This is a genomic window from Roseovarius sp. MMSF_3281, from assembly GCF_030733685.1.
Lineage (GTDB): Bacteria > Pseudomonadota > Alphaproteobacteria > Rhodobacterales > Rhodobacteraceae > Roseovarius.
This window is the reverse complement of sequence record NZ_JASHIM010000031.1, coordinates 1-20,750: the sequence shown is the minus strand read 5'-3', so window position 1 is coordinate 20,750 and position 20,750 is coordinate 1. Positions and strand designations below refer to the sequence as shown.

The window sequence follows — 20,750 nt, the reverse complement described above, 5'->3', positions numbered from 1 at the left end:
GAACCGGATACCCTTTCGGGCACATGACGCTTATCAGGCGCCTGCGAGGACCCCCTCGCTTCACTCGATATCGATATGGTGCGTGCTTGATCATATTTCAAGCAAGCTGGCAGGATTTCTTTATGTCCGCTTTAGCAAAGCCGCAATGCGGCATTCGGAGTGTTGATGATCGTCTGATATGGGCCGCTAATGAAAATCCCGGCTCGGGAACAACCGCTTGGCCTGATCTCTCGGGTGCATTGCGCGCGGGGATCGCTTGGGGCGTGGGGCGGTGTCGGTTTGCGGAGTTGTCTGGCCAATGGTGTTTTCCATCGGATGGCCAAGATCGGACAGGCGAGGCGAGAGGTCTTCGATCTGTCGGGCGATCAGGTGCACGACAATACCTTCGCGTTGCAGATGGCCCGTTACACGCAACAGCCGCCCGCCCATGACGATCTGGCGGAAGCGTTCATAGGTTTTGGGCCAGACCACCACGTTCGATACGCCTGTCTCGTCCTCCAGTGTCAGGAAAATCACGCCGGATGCCGTGCCGGGGCGCTGACGGGTGATGACAAGGCCGCAGACGCTGACCTGTCCAAGCGGTGCGGTGGCCAGCTTGTCGTGTGGTGTCAGGTTGGGGATCGTGGGGCGCAGCAATTCCATCGGATGCGCCCGCAGGGTCAGGCGCATGGAGACATAATCCTCCACCACCTCCTCGCCCAGATGCATCGGGGGCAGTGTCACATGGGGTTCACGGATGCTTTCGCCGTCAATCGGGTCGTTGAACAGGGGCAGCGGCGCCTGCCCGCGGATCGCCCGCACCTGCCAAAGCGCATCGCGTCGGGTCAGCCCCATATCGGTAAAGGCATCTGCCTCGGCCAGCCGTTCCAGCAGCGCAGGGGCCACCCCGGCCCGCAGCCAGACGGATTGAGGATCGCGATAGCCATTGCCACGGGCGGCCACGATCCAGCCGGCGTCGTCTTCCTTGAAGCCCTTGATTTGGCGAAAGCCCAGACGCAGGGCCAGTGCCCCGTCGGCGCGGCGCTCCAGCGTGTTGTCCCAGTGGCTGGCGTTCACACAGACGGGGCGCAGCTCGACCTGATGGTCGCGGGCATCGCGGACGATCTGGGCGGGGGCATAGAACCCCATGGGCTGGGAGTTCAGCAAGGCGCAGGCAAAGACCGCGGGATGATGACATTTCAGCCAGGCCGAAACATAGGCGAGCTGGGCAAAGGCCGCCGCGTGGCTTTCGGGAAAGCCGTAATCGGCAAAGCCTTCGATCTGCCCGAAACAGCGTTCTGCCACCTCCTGAGCATAGCCGTTGCGGAGCATCCCGGCGATGAACTTATCCCGATGTTCGCCAATCGTGCCCATGCGCCGGAACGAGGCGAGCGAACGGCGCAGGTGGTCGGCCTCTTCGGCGGTATAGCCTGCTCCGACCACGGCAATCTGCAGTGCCTGCTCCTGAAACAGCGGCACGCCGAGCGTGCGCCGCGTCACCGCTTCCAATTCGGGGCCGAACGGTTCTGCTTTTTCCAGCCCTTGCCGCCGTTTGATATAGGGCTGCACCATGCCGCCCTGGATGGGGCCGGGGCGCACGATGGCGACTTCGATCACCAGATCGTAAAAGGTTCGGGGCTTCATCCGGGGCAGGAAATTCATCTGTGCCCGGCTTTCGACCTGAAACACGCCAACCGCATCGGCCACGCAAAGCATATCGTAGGTGGCGGTATCCTCTTGCGGAACGGAGGCGATGGTGAGGGTTTCGCCCATATGCGCCTGCATCAGATCGAACGCCTTGCGGATGCAGGACAGCATGCCAAGCCCCAGCACATCCACCTTGAGGATGCCCAAGGTGTCGATGTCGTCCTTGTCCCATTCGATGATGGTGCGATCCTCCATCGCCGCATTCTCGATGGGGGCCAGTTCATCGAGCCGCCCCTTGGTGATGACGAAACCGCCCACATGCTGGGACAGGTGACGGGGAAAGCCGATGATCTCGCCGATCAGGCGGATGGTCTGGGCAAGGCGGCGGTCGGTCGGGTCAAGGCCAAGTTCCCTGATGCGCTCGGGGTTCGCGCCGCCATTGGACATGCCCCAGATCTGACCGGAGAGGCCCGCTGTCACGTCCTGCGACAGCCCCATGACCTTGCCGACCTCGCGGATGGCGGCACGGCTGCGGAAATGGATCACCGTTGCGCAAAGCCCCGCGCGGTGGCGGCCGTATTTTTCATAAATCCACTGGATCACCTCTTCGCGCCGCTCGTGTTCGAAATCCACGTCGATATCCGGAGGCTCACCGCGGTGTTTCGAGATGAACCGTTCGAACACCATGGCGATCTGATCCGGCGATACATCGGTAATGCCCAGCAGATAGCAGAGGATCGAATTGGCCGCCGAACCACGCCCCTGACAGAGAATGCCGCGTGCGCGGGCGAACTGAACGATGTCATGGACGGTCAGGAAATAGGCCGGAAAGCCCAGTTCCGCGACAAGTTTCAATTCCTTTTCCATCAGATCGTGAACCCGTTGAGGCGCGCCATTCGGATAGCGCCGTTTCAGGCCATCCTGTGTCAGTCGCGCCAGCCGCGCCTGCGGGGTTTCGCCATCCGAGATTTCATCGGGGTATTCGTAGCTGAGTTCACCCAGGCAAAAACTGCACCGGGCGGCAATGTCCAGCGTGCGGCGCAGGGCGGCGGGGTGATTGCGAAACACCCGTTCCATATCGGCGTGACCTTTGAGGCGGCGCTCGGCATTGGGCAGGGCGCGGGTCCCGATCTGATCAATCGTGATATGTTCACGCATGCAGGTCAGCACATCGGCCAGCTGACGGCGTGAGGCCCGATGCATGAGCACGTCCCCGACCGCGACCATCGGGGCCGAAGTTCCGAGTGCCACACGGGCGCAGGCGGTCAGATAAGCCTGATCGGAGCCGTCATAACGTGGGGCCGCCCCCAGAAAGACGTGGCCGGGGAAATGCCGCTGCATTTTCTGGATATGTGGCGCGGCGGCGTTCAATCCGCCCTTTGGCAGGGCGATCAGGATCATACCGGCGCAACCCTCATGCAAATCGGCCGGGTCAAGGTGGCAATCGCTTTTGCCTGCCCGCCGCTTGCCCAGGGTCAGCAGGCGGGTGAGCCGCCGATAGGCCGCGCGATCCCGTGGCAGGGCGATCCAGTCCACCGGGCTGTCGCGCAGCACCAGACGGCACCCGACGATCAGTTTCGGCAGGTGCACCGCATCTTGCCGAAGCTCTGTCAGTGCCCGGTAGGCCCGCACCACCCCGGCCAGGGAATTGCGATCTGTAACGGCAATGGCGGACAGGCCGAGTTCAGCGGCGCGAACGATCAGTTCCTCGGGATGGGACGCCCCGGTGAGGAAGGTGAAATTCGTCGTCACGCAGAGCTCGGCATAACCGGCTCTTGCCTGTTGCATGAGCAATTCATCGAAACGGGCGGCTTCGACCTGTCGCTGATCCCGGACGATTTCGATCATGGGAATTCCCCCTGCACGAACCAGCCGGGGTTTTGCGGCGTGTAGAACAGCCAGAGCCGCCGCCCCTGACGGGTTTCCACATGCCAGTAATCGCGTAATCCGCTGCGCCAGTTTTCATCCGGGAGCCACCATTCCGGGGCAATGCGTTCCGGCCCCGTCGCTCGTGCCGTGGTCAGGCACATGCGTCGCCAGCGAAATCGCTCGGGGGGGCGCGGCCCGGCTCCGACGATGGGTTCCGGCGGGAACAGGCGTAAAGGGCGCGGGCGCAGCGCGACCCACGGCCCGCCCGGTTCTGAATAGGCCGCGGCGGCAATGATGAAGCCGCGTTCCGGGATATGGCTGTCGGCGGGCAGGAACCGCTGCACGTTCTCCAGACCGATCCGGGTGCCGATGCGGCTGATGAGATCGTTCAGCCTGTCCGCCCGGCCCGAGGACATATGGCTGATCTGATGCACGGGCAGCGGTTCGACCTGTGTCGCCTCAAGCCGCATCTGGTCAATGCCGTAACCGGCGTCGATCTCGCCTACGCCACGTTCGAACAGCGGCAGGATACGGGCCGCATCCCGCAGCGGGCTTGCAAGGCGCAACTCGACCGTCTGCGCCTCCTGGTCGACGCGGCGCAACGTCAGGCAAAGCCCCCGCGCCCCGGTCTCCTGTGCTTTCAGCTTGGCGCAAAGCTGGTCCAGAAGGCGCGATGTGGCCGCCATCACGTCGTCAAACAAACCGATTGGGTCAGGCAGGCTCAAACGGACCCCGTAATGGGGCCGCTCTTTCAGCGGGGCGATCTGTTCCGGCTGGCGGCTGAGCGCCTGATCCAGCCGCAGCAACAGGTCCGGCCCGAAACGGCGGGCCAGTGGCGGACGCGCCGCACCTTCCAGATCGCCGATCGTGCGCAGGCCAAGACGTTGCAGGGCGATGACCGTCTTACCCTCCAGCCGCAGCGCGGCGACAGGCAAGCCTGCCAGCGTATCGTGGGGTTGCCCTGCCTCTGCCCGACCTTCTCCGAAACGGGCCAGCGCCCAGGCCGCCCCGCGCGTATCGCCCAGCCCGATCCGGGCGGTCAGCCCGGCCCGGTTCAGCCGCTGACGCATATCCGTCAGCATCATCGGTTCGCCGCCGAACAGATGCGCCGATCCGGTAATATCCAGCACCAGCCCATCGTCACCTTCGATGCCGACCCACGGGCAATAGCGCGTGGCCCAACGGCGCAGCACGTGCAGGAACCGGGCGTCGCCCACAGGGTCCGCCGGACGGCTTTGCAGATTTGGACAAAAGGCGCGCGCATCGGTGAAACTCATACCCCGGTATAGCCCCTGCCGCTCGGCCTCCATGTTGAAGCAATGCACCCCCTCCGTATTCGCCTGCCTGAGCGTCAGGGCAAAAGGGCCGTCAATCGGATGCCTCCGCAGAACCCGGTCGCTCGCCAGCCGGGGAAACCACATCGAGACGATGCGACGTTGCATTCCATCGAACATGCCAAGACCCAAGTGTTCCCGATTTGTTCTTAATAATTTTCCAACGCATCAGAGTCGAGTCCCCGGAATCGAAAACCGGCGTGCAGTGCCACCGTGTTTCCGCCGCGTTGCTTCCCATGCCTTCGGGGATCAGGCACAGCCCCGTCGATTTCCCGGCCTGTGCGGCAAGCTGCAAGCGCCGCCCCTCGCGCAGATTGAGCGGGCGACTGATCTCGATAATGACCAGCGGCACAGCCCCGTCCTTGAGCGTTTCTTCCGCGACGGCCAGCGTTTCGGTCTGGTTCTTGGTCTGGGCCAACAGCAGCTTCGATGGATCAAAGAAGGCCGACAGCCCCACCGGATTAATGGCCTCGGTCTGCCAAGCTTCCCGCACCCACAGCACATCCCCACCCCGCGCCGCCGCGACCACTGCAAAACTCACCGCCCCCGGCCCACACGCCTCGTGAACACGGGCGTTGCGCAAGGGGAGCGGTATGTCGGTGGGTGCGGTCATGCGGTGCATCCTAACAGATGGCGTTCCGTTTAAGCCACCTCAAAGCGTTTGGTCACCCAGACCAATGGCAGCTTTGCTTGGCCGCACCGCGGCATCGTGACCCAAGGTCGAAGGTTTGCTTTGGGCCGGAAGTGTCAGGACCGTGGCCTCGAGTGCGAGGGGCGGGAAGTCTGAAGCCGACCATGGCATAAGCGCGCTTAGACTTCGGTCGACGCTTGGATGAGCCAAAAGCACCATCCTGACGATGACGAGGCCGACGACCATGATGAAAGACCACATGAGCCATTTGCCTCAATCAAGCTCATCAGAAATCTTCTGGAGATGCCCGGCGAATGCCCTCTCGACTGCCAGACGAGCATCATCGACGCGACGGAATGTCTCCGGCAGGAGTTGACCCAAGATCTTTGCAAAGTAAACTTCGCCATTCGAGTGACGGTGCGTCTCCATACGCTGCACGACCCCGACCCTCTGGCCTTCGTGCATCAGGTAGCGCGGATCGCCTTGGACGCCGTTTGTCCAGCCGTTATGCGGCGGGGCCTTTCTGCGAAGGAACTCACTGTCTATCGCGTTGATGAAACGGTGGATTTCATTTTCCTCCGGCGACACATCGCGCCGCTGCATGCCCTTAATCCGCATTCTGGCAAGTTGAGCCCTGCCAAGATCGGGCAGTCCCTCTATCAGTCTGTCGATCATCACGAATTGCACTCCCGTGCCTGCATATGCCAGCGGGCCATGTCGGCACCTGTGTCATTCCACCACGTCTGCAGACGCTCGAGCGCCTGCAGACCTTCTCGTACGGCCTCGCGCTGAGCTTCGAACGGCGCTTGAGTGTCGAGCCGGGGTGTATCAATCACGATGCCCAGGGATCGCCCGGCGGGACGTAGATAGGCGCCGATCGCGGTCACGCTATCGGGGGCAGGTGCGCATCCGGCGAGCCTTCCCCAACCGCCTATCATAAACTTTGCCGAAGCTGAGGGCGCGTTCGAATCCCACGCCTGCAGGGATATCCGCGGCAGCGGCACCGCGGAGTGATCGCAAAGCATTCGCTTCGCTTCAAAGTAGAACGTACGCGATGCCGTAGGACGAGTGTCACCGCCGTTTGGATTGCGCTTCAGGACAAGCCGTGGAAATTCGCTTTGCACCACTCGCTCGAATTGGGCGAAGAACCGCGCTGAGAGCGCATTTGGGACCGGCTCATAGGGTGTTTCCGCTTGCACGATCGCCGCTTTCAGGAGCTGTTCCTCCGCGCCTCCGAGGCCTTCGGCGAGCGTCTCGTATGCTACCTGGCCTTGGAACGACGCGGCATGGCGCGAACCGGAAAGATAGACCATTGGCGCGACGAGCACATCGAAGGCGAGAACCCCACGGCTGAGAAGAGCTTCGACGGATCGGCGGTAACGCTCCGGCTGCGGATCGCCCTCGCCAGTGACGCTCCAGCCGGCATCGACCTTGTTCTCGACGAGGAGGTGGAGACCATTTTCGAGAACGATCTCGAGGTCGATCGTGCCCTTGCTCCCTCGATGGCTTGTTTGGCGCGCGATAGTGCGGATTGGGGCGCACAAGTCGGGAGGAAGGATCGCAGAAAGGAAGCGCTCTGCCAACGGACCGCCCCGACGTAGCAGGCGTTCGATCAAAGCGTCGATATCGGCTTCACGGATACGTCTTGGGATCTCGTTCATCTTTAGGAAACCTTTTCGGCTGTGTGGAAATGGGTTCGCTAACTGCGATGTCAGCTCTCTGTGCGCCGGGTCGGGATGGTGCAGGCTCGCCAACCCGAATCTGCCTCATGGAGATTTCATGTCCGGTTTTCGTTCCGCCCAACGTGCTCTCAGCGCCGAATGGGCATCCTGCGCGGCCAGGCGGTTTTGTTCTATGACAAGGTGGGTTTGGTCGACGACGCGAGATGCTGCTTCGCGCAGCGCTGTCTCAAAACGGCCATTGTGGAGGTTGGTCTCAATGATCCGCGCGGGTGTATCGTTCGGGCAGGTCAACGCTTCCACAGGGACGTCATTCCAGTAAGTCTCGAAATCGCCACCCGCGGTGAGCCAGACCGGATATTCGCGCTCGACATGAGTAGCTTCGGTCAGGCTCCAGGGACAGACCACATCCATCCCGTCGAGGGGATGTGGTGTCACCAGCCAGTGATGGAGGTGATCCGGAGTGAGGCGTGTAAAGCTGACATAATCAGCACCGTACATCGTGACAGAACCTGGATGGCCGATGGGGTCAAATTCCCAGTCCCAGTCGCCGGCCTCTCCGGGCGCCACGTGGTCCAAGCCAAAATCCTCATGATCCTCGGAGCGAACGGCAGGCAAGCGAACACGCCGCCATCCTCCGTCGAAGAAGACTTCCTGCTGGACGGCCAGGATGTCTTGCCAGTGGCATGTTCCCCAGATCATCGAAGTTCCCGATGTCGGCCGATCGAAGTTCGCTCCGACGGCGCCCCGGCTCATCAGGACCGATCCGATCTCCCGATCATTTATAAATGCAAGGGCAAGCCGAACCTCGCGGAATTGGATCAGGCGCACCTTGAGCGATTCCCACCGACCGCCCGGACGATCCACACCCGGTTTCTTCGAGACGCAGGCGCTGCCCATTTCGATCTCGAGCTCGACATTTCCCCAGCCCACCGGCACCCGGACGAGGGGAACCGACGGAAGAGGACGCTGCTCATCGAAATTGACTCCAATCTCAACCTGCGGGTGGACGGGGCTCGGTCCCATATTGATCTGACCACTCCGATCAAGAGCGAGCCGTTCAAGGAAGGCATCCCAGCGTAAACTGAGCTTGTCCTGACGAAGAAATGCGCGCGCCAGGTTGGCTTGTGAGGCGACTTTCGTTCCCAAGTCACGAAGAAGATCACACAGATTCTCGATGGCCATCCATGTCTCGTCTGCTGCATCTATACGAGCTGCCGTTTGCCATATCGGGAGCTCTTTCAGGAAAGCGATCTCTGCAGCCTCGATATTGGCACCGTCGATCTCAGCGGCGGTGCGGATCACGGCAAGGTAATGCGCAAGATCCTTATGCGGCAAGGGCTTGCCGGCATAGCGAGCGCGGACTTCAGGAGTGATTGCGTTCAGGTTCTTGGCGAGGGTTTGCTTCGAGATATTGAACGTTTCAGGCTTCCGACCAGAGAGGTCGAGAAGTGCCAGCGCGCGCGCGCAAAAGGCGTCCCGGCCACCGGCGACCTTGCCCCGCGTCGCCTGATAGGCACGCGTCGCAGCGAGCGCCGCCTGGAGGTGCGACGGTGGCTTCAGCTTGTAACCCTGGCGTGCCAGCGCACGCAGTTCTCCCAGGCGTTGCCTGTCGCCACGGTAGATCTGTTCGCGAACGTGCTCAATGTTGCCCATCACAAGCTCCCTCATCAGGTACGGCGCGAGTATCCGCCGCATCCGCGGCGGTACATCGGCAAGACGGTGACGATTTTCTGGCTGTCGTCGCTGAGGATCACAGCGAAACGTGCGACACGTTCGTCCAGCCCCCGTGCCTTGGCTGTACGGCGGCTGACCCGCTGCAAGCGGCAATTGTCACCGATCGCGGTTTCGGTATCGGCTTCGTCGAGAATGGTTTTGAGCAGGGCGTGAGATACGCCCCTCTGCTGGCACCGTTTTTCGGCGTGATGAGACAGCATGGGTTTGGCCTTTCGGTTTCCTTGATACTCGAAAGGTACCGCCCGCGGATCCCGAAGTCCGGTCGAGAGGGGCTGTTTCGGCCTATGCCTTCGACTCCTTCTGGAGTATTTCTCGACTCATTTTCCGGCATGATCCCATGCTCGTTTTCCGGACGAACAAGGCGGACCCGCAATTCAAGGCCAAGATTAGGTTTTTCTCGCACTCGCAGCTAATGGCAGGTCTTATGGGCTGCACCGCAGCGGAGAAAGCCGGTGGCCAAGGTCGGCTGTGGGCCGATTGTGTTGAAAAACTCCCTGGGCAGCTCCGCGCCCTCCAAAATGCAGAACACTGTTCGTGTTTGACGGTTCATTTTCTGGATTTCGAGGCCCTTTTCGAAGATGTCGGAACATATTCCCGCGATTTTGCTCCTTCAGTCGCGGTTGCGGAGTTTTTCAACGGAATAGGCCGGTACGCGACATTGAACCAACGTTAAAGGGAAGCCGAGCGATGGACGGCCCATGCAGCGAACAAGCGGCTGATCGTGGCTTCGTTCAACACGAGCCCGTCACATCCGATGTGTATTGCCGTTTGGATCAGGCTTTGGGCAGCATCTCGAGCCTTTGCATCCAAGTGCACCAAATCTGAGATTTAGAAACTGTCGCTGCCGGTATGGACTGCTCGCAAGACTTGGTGGGCCGGTTCGCTCGCCCCCGCGCCCATTTCGGCGAGGTCGCACTGTATCTCCTTTGCCATTCGCTTCGGAATGATTTTGATTTTTATTGATGCGCAATTCCGGATGGCTGCTTTCGTTCATGTACCCTCCGCAGATGGTCTTTCAATTCCTGAACCCCCTGCTGATGAGCTGCCTTAGTGACAGCAATTGGATCTGCTTTTCTCATTGGACTTCCTTATTGATACTGATGGTAAAACGCACCAGCCCTGATTGCTAAACCAAGACGACTTCGCAAAAGTGAAGGTGTTTCGGCATCATGTTTTAAGAGCTTGGCTTGATGTCACCTGGCTATCAGGCGGCTGCGCCCTATCCTTCATTTCGACCGCAGCAGTTTCTGATTGAACTGCCGCAATATCCTCACAAGACATTTCCCTGACGCGGGTCAGCCGTTCTGAGAGTGCCAAAACAAAAGCCGTGTTCAACTGCACAAGCTCAAGCGCTCTTTCCTCAGCCGAACGCAAATGCGCCTCTACTCGTTCGCGGACATCTGCAGGCGCGCGCCAAACATCTTCTGCTGAGATCCCATCCCACAGCAGACCACTGCCCCCAAATCCCCAGTGCCGTTCAATCGCCAGCGCCAAACTGGTGGCTTTCGCGAGATCACTATGCTCTCCAGCACCCGCACCGGAGCTCGGCTGGTCAAAAACACAGATTTCTGCGGCTCGGCCCGCAAGCAATACCTGCAGGCGTTCCTGGGCCGTCCTTGGCGTCAGGGATTTTACCGGCGCTGACTCGACCTGTCCCCCGTTCGGGGTGAGACAAACCCGATCCGGAATCGGCCAGCCGAGGCGCATCATGACGATCACATGCCCGGCCTCATGGATCGCCGCCCGCCATAACGTGTCATCGTCCAGCGGCGGTGCAATCTGATCTGCCGCCAGTTCAAGGTGCCGCTGGTTGACTGGTGCGCCATCGGCGCGGGCACGTCCAAGAGCATCGCGGGCAACAGCTTCGGCATCCGCCCCGGACAGCCCAACCAATCGGTCTGCAATTGCCCCCGTATCGATGCCCCCGGTATTTTCACTGCCAAGCTTTGCAGCCAGGATCGCCGTCAAGCCTGTTTTGTCGGGATACGGGACGTGCAGTTTCAGGTCGAAGCGCCCGCTGCAAATGACTGCGGGATCGACCGTATCGAGGTAATTGGTTGCGCCGAACAGAACCAAACCGCCGATATCCTTGGCCCGGTTGATTTGCTCAAGCAACCCGTTCACGACACCGCGTAAGTAATCCGCATTGTGGGGCCGCGCATCTCTCTGCGAGAAGCTATCAAGCTCATCGATGAACAACACGGCCGGAGCTACCTTTTTAGCCTCAGCAAACGCCTGATCGAGGGCGGCAAGCATATCGCCTTGATGGCCATGCTTCTGGCAATCCGAGTAGGAGGTCTCGATGATCGGAAGGCCTGCAGACCCCGCGAAGGCGCGTGCCATCGTGGTTTTCCCGGTTCCGGGAGGACCGTGGAACACAGCGCTCGATGCGACATCCGACCACGACAGATCACCACCTCGCCAAAGCTGAAGATCGTTCAACATGCGATCCAGTGATCGGCGTACACCCCCGAGACCGTGGAGGCTATCCAAGGTCACGCCCGGAACCGGGCGCGTCAGTTTCCGGGCGATGCCTGCGAGGCGATCCGCCACTTGCAAGGTCGTGGGGGCCGCAAAGGCCGCATCGATCTGTGCAGGCTCGAACAGCTTCAGGCTGTGCTCTTCCGGCAAACGCTGGAGGATGTCAGCTTCGGACAGGTACCCCGTGGCGCTATGCGTCAGCCGCAAGGTCTCGACGATGATCTGCGGCGTGATACCCGGCCAGGTTGCCCTGCGAGAGACAACGGCAGACTCCGCGTCACTGAGCTGTCGCAGATCCGTTGTCACAAGCAGGACGGAAACGCCTTGAGCCAGGCTGCGTTCCAGCCGGGCACCCCACATGTCGTGCTTCGGCGTGCGAAGTCTGATGCGGCCGCCACTCTCCTCATTGTCTTGCACATACCGATGCAGAATTGCGTCCTCGGAAGCAACCACGTGACCTTTCCAATGCCTGACCGCCTTGGGCAGGGTCTGTGACACGCACCACAGATAGGATCCCGGGATGATGAAATTCGCAACTCGCCCGGGTGCAAACAGCTCGTCGAGATGATCCTGACTATTAACGAGCGCGCTCAACCCAAAAGCCGTTGCGATCATCGAGGCGGCTGGATCACCTTTGCGCAGCGCCCGGCCGTACTCGGGCGTCGATTGCGCCCAAGGATCATGACTTTCAAGAATTGCCGCCGCGATTTCCATCTCACTCATTGTGTCTGCCAAGGGCGTTTCCGGCGCTTGCCATGAGCGTGCCGGGGCAGGTCGTACGACGTCATCCGGCAAGCTCGCGATGATCTCGTCGTCCTCACCCTCGTCTTCCGCGTCATCGGCCTCAAACTCGACCGCAACAACACCGTTCCATTCTGTTTCAAACAGGCTTTGCGCAGTTAATCGCGCAAGCCGCAATGCGAAGTCAGGCTGCTCTTTGAGACCGCGAGATGTCGTGTTGTTCAATTGGGCTTCCGTCATTGCACACCTCCGGCTTGCATTGCGACGTCGGCGTTGGCATGTGCCAGTCCCAAGTCCTCAATGGCACGTTCAAGGCTCCGACATGGGTCGGCACGCAAGGGCTCGAGTTCGGATAGTGCGATCCTGTGGGCCTGATGACGCTCAGTCGTGAACTTCACGGCATTTGCGGAAAGCGCGACCAGCGCGACGGCATCGAAGTCATCCGGATCGTAATGGCGCACGCCAACCGGAGAGCGATGGTAGCCCTTCACCAGGTTGAAGTGGAAATATCCGTTCCGCGGACGACACGCGGTCTTGATCTGTAGACGCAGATTGCAGCCCGCATGATATACAATCCGGTCGGCGGGCAACATCTCCGGCAAATCCGAAGTGTAGATCCCGAAGCGCAGCAAAATGCTGTCGACAAGATACTCACCGGCCAGACCGAACCATTTCGCATTTCGGGTGAGCATGTCTCGCGACAGGTTCGGGAAGTCTCGCAGGGTCTGATTGGAGCGCGGCGTTTGGGAAGAGAGCAACTCTTCGAAGCCGCGTAAAAGCGGTTGTTTGCGCATGGGTAATTCCTTTGGAATATGTGGAGGGCCGGTCGGCACAAAGGCCGACCGAGAAGTGTGACTGGGTTGAAAGGACTTTGTATTTATGCGGCGAGCGGCAGGATGCTGTCCTGCATGTCATCGCCCTCACAAGCATGCGCATGTTCGAACATCTGCTCGATGCAGGTCTCGGCTTCCTGGGCAAGATCCCGCACAGGGGCGGCCAACCTGGGCGATGCCTCGGCGACGCATTGCATAGCTTTGGCATGGATATCGCAGAGTGTAGCAACGTTGGATGCAGACACGGCACGTTTTACGAGGCCTGCCATACGGTGCAGGATCAGGTCACTTGCCGATAGCGGTTGTACGGCCGTCACGTCATCAGCCTGGAGCGCGACCAGCTTCCACGCCGCGTCTGCTTCGGACATCGTATTCCCGAACGCGATATCCCATCCGGCCTCCTCAGCCCAGCACTCTTCCTCAAGTGCGAAAAACATACGAGTCAACAGCTCACAAAAATTATCAAACAAATCAGTTTGCGGTTTGCCAGCGGCTTTTACGGCAGAAAAGTCAGTGGTAGTAATATTTTTAGTCATTGGGATCTCCTTGTTAGATCTTTTTGATTAGAGCGGGACAGGAGCACCACCTCTTGTCTCGCTTGCCACAATATGACATAATGACGCTATAAAGTCAATACTTGATTCTGGAATCTTTTGTAATGGCCAAGTTCGGACGCCCCAAAACTGAAACGTCAGCCGTAACTTTGCGCCTGCATGCTGATGTGATTCAGGCCATAGACGACTTGCGGCGAAAGGAAACAGATGTCCCCACGCGACCGGAAATGATCCGTAGAATGCTCGCCGATTGGCTCGATGAGAAATCCCAACGCGAAAAATAATGAATTCGGTTCCGAGTAACGGGGCAGAATGCGAAGGCGGTAGGTAGGTTGATGTCTACCACAATAGCATGAAACGAATTCCGGTCTTTTGTTATGGAGACCTATCGCCGATATCGGGATGGCAAAACCGGGTTGCTGGCACTCACACAGTGAACAATTGCAAGATGTCGCTTCACTGGCAAAAATCGCGGGCAATTCGAGATCCAAGTTTTTTGGCTCTCACCCCATTACTCCTTAAAACGATAACGCTTTTTGTTGAAAACAGTAACAAAAATGTTGAACAGATCGCTCAACAAATCCGTTACCAATCTCAACATAAAGCGTTACAAACATTGGCAATTTGCGTTAAACAGTTCGACAAATAGCGTACCGAACAGCCGTCTGACGGTTTTGTACAACCATGCTGTGGTGCCACTTCAGTCATGGACTTTGCGAAACAACTGGACCGGGCGCCCTCTTCCAAAGGATTGCTGGGCCCCGCATTTTTCCAGTAACCCGTTTTTCTCTAATCTTGATATTATACGCCGAGCGCTTCTTGGAGTGACACTCATCCAGTTTGCAAGTTGCCGGGCCGTAAATTGCCCTGAACGTTGGCTCTCGGCGAAAGCGAAAACACGATTCACTGTCCCAATCCCGATTTTTGCCAGCTTGGCCTTCTCGACAAGATCGGGGTCAGTACTTCGACTCTCGTAACGTAAGCTAACGTCGGATTCGAAGCTATGCTGCACAACGCCGTCGATATCCACGACCCAAATACCCTTATTCGGGTCGAAATCTCTTTGATCAAGAATGCTTCGTGCAAGCGCGAGTGCCTCATTCGCGGCGTCGGCAATACCTACTACAACCGCTAAGTCGACTCCGAAGTCTTGCCGCAAGCCACACAGAATTTGAGCAGTTATCCCAGTGAACGCTTGAAGCTCAATATATCTGCGTGTCGTCAGAATATTCGCCTCTATGGGAGAGGCCCACTGCATGACACCGGAAAATCGTCGCGCGATTTCATCCAATCGCTTCTCGATCAGCAATCGGCGCCTATCGACAATCCTTCGCACATCATCGCTTACCCTCAATTCTCCGGCATCTGCAAAGCGTATGGCGACCATCGCGATCTGCTGGTCCTGTACAAGTTTTTCCTGGAGGCGTTCCTCCAGCGACGTGAGTGCGGTCCGTATCGCAGATTTTGACGGATGTATGCGGTGTACCGGGACAGATAACTCGCGCAGTCTTTCATAGACGAAGTGGACGCTTGTCAGAGCCGCCGTGATCTTCTGCTGCTTCCAAAGGTCCACATGAAATGAAGCAAGATCCGCAACATCGTCGGCTGAGATACATTCCTTGGAAAAGGTGTTGGCGACACCAAGGTTGATCTCTTCAACACACTCGCGGATATGCTCACCGGCGGGATGGTCTATGCTGAGGCGCATGGCCTCGAGGTCGATATTGGGGCGAACGCGCGCCATCTCGAAAAGGGCGCGGAATATCGCCGTTTCGTCATAGGGAATGTACCCAACAGAAACGCTGGCGAGGTCTGGAGACCCGGCCATCTTTTCCATCAGGTAGTCATAAGCCAGAGGCCCGCCAATAAGAAAAGCATCCGATGACGCCCTGTGTCTATGGAACAGATCGACGATTTCCCTGGAGTCGCTGTAGGCATCCACACAAAACGAAAACTGTCCGGTCTCTCGGCCAATAGCCGCGATGATTTCGACAACATCGAACGGCGCGAGAACGGTTATTCTGTTCTTTGGCATAATCGAGAACCGGCAATCTTTTCCCAAGGGCTTGCGCGTTCGAACTCTGCGGCCATTCTAAGAACCAGATCATCTTCAAGGCGCCGGCCCGCAATCTGCAACCCCACGGGCAAACCTTTAGCACATAAACCGCAAGGAACCGACACCGCAGGGTGGCCGGTCAGGTTCAAAGGATATGTCAGAAACCATCCGATCAGGGAATTGATCTCTTGGCCCGCGATTTTGCTTGGGGCGCCACTATCGATGGGAAAGGCCGTCACGGCGGTCGTTGGGAAAATCAAAATGTCGGCCTTCGCGAATGCGTCGGACATGACCTGCCAAACTCGATCTCGAGTTTTCGTGGCTTCGCCAAGTCGGATCATGTCCATGTCGAGCCCCTCTTCGATCAATGCTTGGACGACGGGGTCGAGTAGATCCATATCCTTCGAACAAAGGTCGCCATATTGACCAACGAGCTTCGCACGCCATATATCCATAAAGGCCGTTTCTGTTTCCGCTGGCAGACACAGGTCCGTTTCGAAGACCTGACAGCCAAGGCCCTCGAAAACCCGGGCGCCACCCCGACATTTTGCTCGAACATCCTCGCACACTGGAAACTGGCCTAAATCCGGGCTGTAGGCGACACGGATTTCTGAAAGCGGACGATTGTCCAAGGGTTGTGTATGTTCGGCGGGAAGAGAGAAAATTCCGTTTCGTACCGGGCCAGTCATGGCACGATATAGAAGGTCAGCATCGGCGACGCTGCGTGCTATCGGGCCGTTGTGGAAATATGGCGCGTGGCTGAAAAAACTTTGTGTTACGTCGGGTACGCGTCCGAATGTTGGTTTGAAACCGACCACTCCGCACATGCTGGCAGGTATACGGATGGAGCCCGCGCCATCGCTTCCCTCGGCAAAGGGCACAAGCCCGGCGGCCACAGCCGCGGCCGATCCGCCACTCGCCCCCCTGCAATTCGGTCCTTGTTCCATGGGTTCCGGGTCGGGCCGAAAATCTTGTTGTCCGTGATCGCCTTGTGCCCGAATTCCGGCGTGTTGGTCTTTCCAAGAACCACGGCGCCTTGGGCCTTCAGCCGGGTCACGAGCGTCGCGTCCTCGGACGGAAGCCAACTCTCGAAAAGTCGTGATCCCTGTGTTGTCCTGAGTCCGGTCGTCGGAGTCAGGTCCTTGAGAACAATGGGCAATCCAAGCAGGGGGCGTCCTTCTGTCCCGTGCTGGGCGATATACCGGTCCAGGTCATTCGCATCTTTCTGTGCCTTCTCAGCGTCCAGCGTGCATATGGAGTTGATCTCGCTGTCGTGGCTTTCGGTCTTCTCAAGGAATGCCCGCGTCACCTCTTGGCAGGTGACCTCTTTGGCCCGGATCAGATAACCAAGATCTACGGCTGATAGCTGGGTTATATCATTGAATTGTGACACGTTGATTCCCCGGTAAAATGCTACGGGGCGCCCATTGTTCGGGCGCCCCAGTTTCGATCACATGACAAGTAGTATGCCACCGATAACCGCACCACTGACCAGCAGAACGGTCGCTGTGTAGCCCATAATGTCGCGGATCCCGAGACCTGCGATGGCCAACATAGGCAAGGTCCAAAATGGCTGAACCATGTTGGTCCACGCATCCCCCCAGGCAACGCCAATGGCGACTTTTGGCAGGTCTGCGCCCAGTTCCTTCGCCGCCGATATCACAATCGGGCCCTGTACAGCCCATTGGCCTCCGCCAGAAGGAACGAACATGTTCACCAGACCCGATCCGAGGAACGAGAAGAAAGGCAGAGTCTGCGCCGTGGAGATGGAGACAAACCCGCTGGCCAAAGCCGCCGCAAGACCGGTCCCCGTCATCATGCCCATGATCCCGCCATAGAATGGGAATTGCAGGATGATACCATAAGAGGCTTTGGCACCTCCCTGAAAACTCTGGCTGTAACTGCGCGCATTGGGTGTCAAGATCAGGCCAAGCGCAAAGAAGCTAAGGATGACACTGTTGAGTGTGACCCCGCCGCCTCCGACGAAATAGGAGATCAGGTAGAGCGCGGCCAACGCGCCAAGGATAAGCGTCACGAAACGGCTGTTCTCGAGCCATTCGGCAGGTGTCTGCCCTGCTGCAACCGGATGATTGCCACTCGCTGTTTCGGTGCTGGACTTAGCTGTCGGCTCGGCCTCTTCTTCGAGTTCGTCAACTGATGCCGGTACACTTTTGCGTTCTTCAAGATTCTTGGGTCGCATCAGAATGTTCAGCAGCGGAACGATCACGACGAGGCTCAGAATAATCAGCAAGTTCGTTCCTGATAGAAGCGTGTCACTCACCGGAACGACGCCCATCGTTTCTTCGAGGAAGTGGCCCGGTGTCGCGATAATGGTTGGGATGGCTCCACTGTATCCACCGTGCCAGACGAGAAACCCGGTATAAGTGGCCGCCACGATCAACGGGTAGTGTACCTTATCACGGTGCACAATCCCCATCTGCCGCGCGACGATGGCCCCGGCAACAAGCCCGAAACCCCATGAAAACAGGCTACAGGCCATCATGACGAGGGTTGTCATGATAATGATTTGCACCTCGTTCTTTGGAATCCGGGCAAAGGCCACAAGCGAGTTGTGCAACAAAGGTGTGTGCGCCAGTGCAAACCCTGTCGCAAACACCAGCGTCGCCTGCGCCGTAAAGGTGAGAATCTTGAAGAACCCCTGCCCCCAGAATTCAGCGACTGCGGCAGGCCCATAGCCCTGCGCCATCCCGAGCACGAAGGTCAGCGCACTCAGAAAGAAGACAACGCGATCCGGCATCCGGGCGATGGCGGGGGCGCGATGCGCAAACCAATCCGCACGTTGCTGTCTTACCGTTGCCCGGCGGCGTTCGGTGGCAACCACCGACTTTTTTTGTGCGTGAAGCTCAAGCGCTTCAAAAGACCCGCAATTGCGGAGTGGTGCACGGCAACACCTTCGGCATCGGTGAGCGCATCGCGCAGCTCGAAGAGCGTGATGTCCGGGTCCTGGGCCACCAGTTCTTCAATGAAACCGACATAGGCAGCCAGCTTGCCGGTACCTGGCGGGCGGCCCATCGGCGCCACAGTGGCAGCCCCTGTACTTCGAATTTGCCGCGCCCAACGCCCGCCTGTCGCGGCGGATACCCGGAGGCGGCGAGATGCCTCTCTCCCTGTCAGTCCTTCCTCAATCAATCGCGCAAAGCGATCCCGGAGTTCATTCGGCAACGGTGCTGGCATGATCAACCCTCCTAAAGCGTTTCGCGAAAAACCTGGATCACGGATTTTCGCGAAACGCAGTGCCCTGCCCAATCGTTGCACGCGTTCCGCCTTTCGCCGATGTCGCAGGTTAAAGGCGGAACGCTTTAAACAGGCGGAACCACAAATCAAGCCTCAGGGGAATCCTGCTGATTCAATCTTTCGTCGAAACGCTTTAGAGAACACAATCGGCTATGAGTCCTGACCCTAAAGCGTTTCGCGAAATGCAGCCCAAAATCCAAACGTTGTACACGTTCCGCCTGTCGCTGATGGCTCAGGTTAGAGGCGGGACGCTTTAGGTCATTCTTGACTGTGAAACACTCATTTCACATAATCTATCAGGAGGCACAAACAAAGTTTGTTGCAGAGTGCGAGTTGTTGTCATGTCACCATGCATGTTGGTCGATTGCGATCACGTTGAAAGTTTAGCAGACGGCTATTTCCCGGAGCCGTTTCAAATCTTCGAGGGTAAGGGACTTGCCTGATAGGCTGAGTTTCTCCCATTCTGTTGTTGATACGATCAACAACACGGCACCGCTGTGGAGAAGCCCGATGTTCGGCGTGACCCGGAAGTTCGGGTTCATTAAAGAGAGCGGGAGAATATTGGAACAAAGCGCGCGGCTGACGGATCGAGGTTTTCGTCTTACGCGTATGGTCACAACCGGCCATGAACTTGAGATTGAAGTTTCTGATAGTAACGCGTTGCTCTTGCCGATAACAGGGCGGATCGGATACCGGACCTCGGGAAGTGAACTCTGGGCCACGGCTGGCACGGGAGCTTTGTTAAGTCGGCCAAATTTGCGCTGGTCGGTTGTCGATCCAGTGGACAGCGCAGAATGTGAAGCACTGGTTTTCCAGTTTCCCAATGACCTCGGGGGGAATGATGACGAAAATGCGGCCACTCAACCCATTCTTACATTGCCGGATGTAATCGCGCTTCGCGTCAACGGAGCGGCGGTTTCCCGACTGCTCAAATACATTCGCCTGCTGGGAACGGAACTCAACCCGGTGAATGCTATTGCTCCAACAGTACGCTACGTAGAGGGGATGAGTATTCTGCTTGATGAGGCATTGCAGGATGCGATCATGGAAACTGCGGATAGCTATCGGCAGGATGATCACGTCCTCACTTTGCTCGACCTCCAGCGTGCCGGAGAAGCTGAAGAGATCATTCGGATGCGGTTTTCAGAGGCGCTTTCGGTCAAGGATATGGCTAAGGAGCTGGGCATTAATGTGCGAAGCCTGCAATTGAGCTTCAAGGCTGTTCATGAATGCTCGATTCGGGAAATGATTACCCGTGTCCGGATTGAACACGCCCATACGCGATTGCAGCAGGCCGATGGGCGTGATCAGGTGACCAATATTGCATGGGATTGCGGCTTCACGCATCTTAGCCGGTTTGCACAGATGTATCGGCAGACCTACGGCGAAACCCCGAGTGAAACACTGACACGCAGTCAGCGCAGGTTTCATTCAGCAAAAACAAAAGATTAGAGATCGGCACGGAATGTAAAATCCCTGTTCAATCCCGTTGCCGATAGGGCCTCCCACAGCATATGGTCATTTCCTAAAGCGTTTCGCGAGAACCCCGGATCACAGCATTTTGCGAAATGCGGGACAAAGCCCAATCCTCACGACCGGCGCAGAGCACGTCTTCGTTTCAAGGCCGTGGGCGGATGGTCCCTCAAGATTGTGCCGCGCGTGTGGCATCCAACGGCTCACTGTCAAAAAAGTCGATGCCAAGGTCTTTTGCAGCCTGCCAGCGGATCGGCCCATTCTTGTACGCGCAATGTGAACCGTTTCAGGCCGAAATTCCGGGGCAAATTTCGATGTCGTGATACCTCTCCCTTGTGGCAAAATACCAAGTAAAATAGCAAAATAATTCTGCGGCAGATTCAGTCTTATGCTTGTCCAACCATGGTCGTGTCGCGAATGCTGTGGAAATTCCTTGGCGGCGCGCTCCGGGCATATGAAGAGTCGGTGTTTTAGGCTGCGA

General features: G+C 58.2%; 17 protein-coding genes and 1 pseudogene. 2 read left to right on the top strand and 16 right to left on the bottom strand.

Annotation, left to right across the window (positions count from 1 at the left end; genetic code table 11):
• Positions 1-186 precede the first annotated feature (186 nt).
• The 11 genes from RBB32_RS19640 to RBB32_RS19590 form a co-directional block, all read right to left on the bottom strand.
• On the bottom strand, positions 187-3,474 hold the full coding sequence (locus RBB32_RS19640) for an error-prone DNA polymerase (protein WP_371931089.1): 3,288 nt from the start codon (positions 3,472-3,474) through the stop codon (positions 187-189).
• Positions 3,471-4,949, bottom strand: coding sequence for a DNA polymerase Y family protein (locus RBB32_RS19635; RefSeq protein ID WP_306155237.1), 1,479 nt, complete (start codon positions 4,947-4,949; stop codon positions 3,471-3,473). The genes RBB32_RS19640 and RBB32_RS19635 overlap by 4 nt, the downstream gene beginning before the upstream one ends.
• Positions 4,864-5,442: an ImuA family protein gene (locus RBB32_RS19630; protein WP_306155235.1), complete on the bottom strand. Its 579-nt coding sequence runs from the start codon at positions 5,440-5,442 to the stop codon at positions 4,864-4,866. Before RBB32_RS19630 ends, RBB32_RS19635 begins: the two co-directional genes overlap by 86 nt.
• 39 nt (positions 5,443-5,481) lie before the next feature.
• Entirely contained in the window at positions 5,482-5,721 is a 240-nt protein-coding gene (locus tag RBB32_RS19625; RefSeq protein WP_306155233.1) for a hypothetical protein, read from the bottom strand.
• A 12-nt stretch (positions 5,722-5,733) separates the two neighbouring features.
• Positions 5,734-6,135 carry a hypothetical protein gene (locus RBB32_RS19620; RefSeq protein ID WP_306155231.1) on the bottom strand — a complete coding sequence of 134 codons (402 nt, stop codon included), beginning with the start codon at positions 6,133-6,135 and terminating at the stop codon, positions 5,734-5,736.
• Positions 6,135-7,121: a hypothetical protein gene (locus tag RBB32_RS19615; protein ID WP_306155229.1), complete on the bottom strand. Its 987-nt coding sequence runs from the start codon at positions 7,119-7,121 to the stop codon at positions 6,135-6,137. Before RBB32_RS19615 ends, RBB32_RS19620 begins: the two co-directional genes overlap by 1 nt.
• A gap of 105 nt (positions 7,122-7,226) precedes the next feature.
• On the bottom strand, positions 7,227-8,795 hold the full coding sequence (locus RBB32_RS19610; RefSeq protein ID WP_306155227.1) for a hypothetical protein: 1,569 nt from the start codon (positions 8,793-8,795) through the stop codon (positions 7,227-7,229).
• Between the two features lie 14 nt (positions 8,796-8,809).
• Positions 8,810-9,076: a hypothetical protein gene (locus tag RBB32_RS19605; RefSeq protein ID WP_306155225.1), complete on the bottom strand. Its 267-nt coding sequence runs from the start codon at positions 9,074-9,076 to the stop codon at positions 8,810-8,812.
• A 967-nt stretch (positions 9,077-10,043) separates the two neighbouring features.
• Positions 10,044-12,338 carry an AAA family ATPase gene (locus tag RBB32_RS19600; RefSeq protein ID WP_306155223.1) on the bottom strand — a complete coding sequence of 765 codons (2,295 nt, stop codon included), beginning with the start codon at positions 12,336-12,338 and terminating at the stop codon, positions 10,044-10,046.
• On the bottom strand, positions 12,335-12,892 hold the full coding sequence (locus RBB32_RS19595) for a hypothetical protein (RefSeq protein WP_306155221.1): 558 nt from the start codon (positions 12,890-12,892) through the stop codon (positions 12,335-12,337). Before RBB32_RS19595 ends, RBB32_RS19600 begins: the two co-directional genes overlap by 4 nt.
• An 83-nt stretch (positions 12,893-12,975) precedes the next feature.
• The gene (locus RBB32_RS19590; RefSeq protein ID WP_306155220.1) at positions 12,976-13,467 is read right to left on the bottom strand and encodes a hypothetical protein; all 492 of its coding nucleotides are present in this window, start codon (positions 13,465-13,467) and stop codon (positions 12,976-12,978) included.
• A 122-nt stretch (positions 13,468-13,589) separates the two neighbouring features.
• Between RBB32_RS19590 and RBB32_RS19585 the strand changes: the two genes are divergently transcribed.
• The gene (locus RBB32_RS19585; RefSeq protein ID WP_306155219.1) at positions 13,590-13,769 is read left to right on the top strand and encodes a ribbon-helix-helix protein, CopG family; all 180 of its coding nucleotides are present in this window, start codon (positions 13,590-13,592) and stop codon (positions 13,767-13,769) included.
• A 416-nt stretch (positions 13,770-14,185) separates the two neighbouring features.
• On the opposite strand, the gene RBB32_RS19580 is transcribed toward RBB32_RS19585, so the two are convergent.
• From RBB32_RS19580 to RBB32_RS19565, 4 genes and pseudogenes are all read right to left on the bottom strand, one after another.
• Positions 14,186-15,520, bottom strand: coding sequence for a hypothetical protein (locus tag RBB32_RS19580; RefSeq protein WP_306155218.1), 1,335 nt, complete (start codon positions 15,518-15,520; stop codon positions 14,186-14,188).
• Positions 15,502-16,850, bottom strand: a pseudogene (locus RBB32_RS19575) (amidase). The gene RBB32_RS19580 and the pseudogene RBB32_RS19575 overlap by 19 nt, the downstream one beginning before the upstream one ends.
• Positions 16,851-16,991: 141 nt before the next feature.
• Positions 16,992-18,383 carry a short-chain fatty acid transporter gene (locus tag RBB32_RS19570; RefSeq protein WP_306155217.1) on the bottom strand — a complete coding sequence of 464 codons (1,392 nt, stop codon included), beginning with the start codon at positions 18,381-18,383 and terminating at the stop codon, positions 16,992-16,994.
• On the bottom strand, positions 18,350-18,817 hold the full coding sequence (locus RBB32_RS19565; protein WP_371931088.1) for a transposase: 468 nt from the start codon (positions 18,815-18,817) through the stop codon (positions 18,350-18,352). The genes RBB32_RS19570 and RBB32_RS19565 overlap by 34 nt, the downstream gene beginning before the upstream one ends.
• Before the next feature lie 414 nt (positions 18,818-19,231).
• Between RBB32_RS19565 and RBB32_RS19560 the strand changes: the two genes are divergently transcribed.
• Complete coding sequence (locus RBB32_RS19560; protein ID WP_306155213.1) at positions 19,232-20,248, top strand: helix-turn-helix transcriptional regulator; 1,017 nt, start codon at positions 19,232-19,234, stop codon at positions 20,246-20,248.
• A gap of 307 nt (positions 20,249-20,555) precedes the next feature.
• Here RBB32_RS19560 and RBB32_RS19555 read toward each other — a convergent pair.
• Positions 20,556-20,750, bottom strand: a 195-nt coding sequence (locus tag RBB32_RS19555) for a hypothetical protein (protein ID WP_306155211.1), incomplete at its 5' end; no start/stop codon positions are given.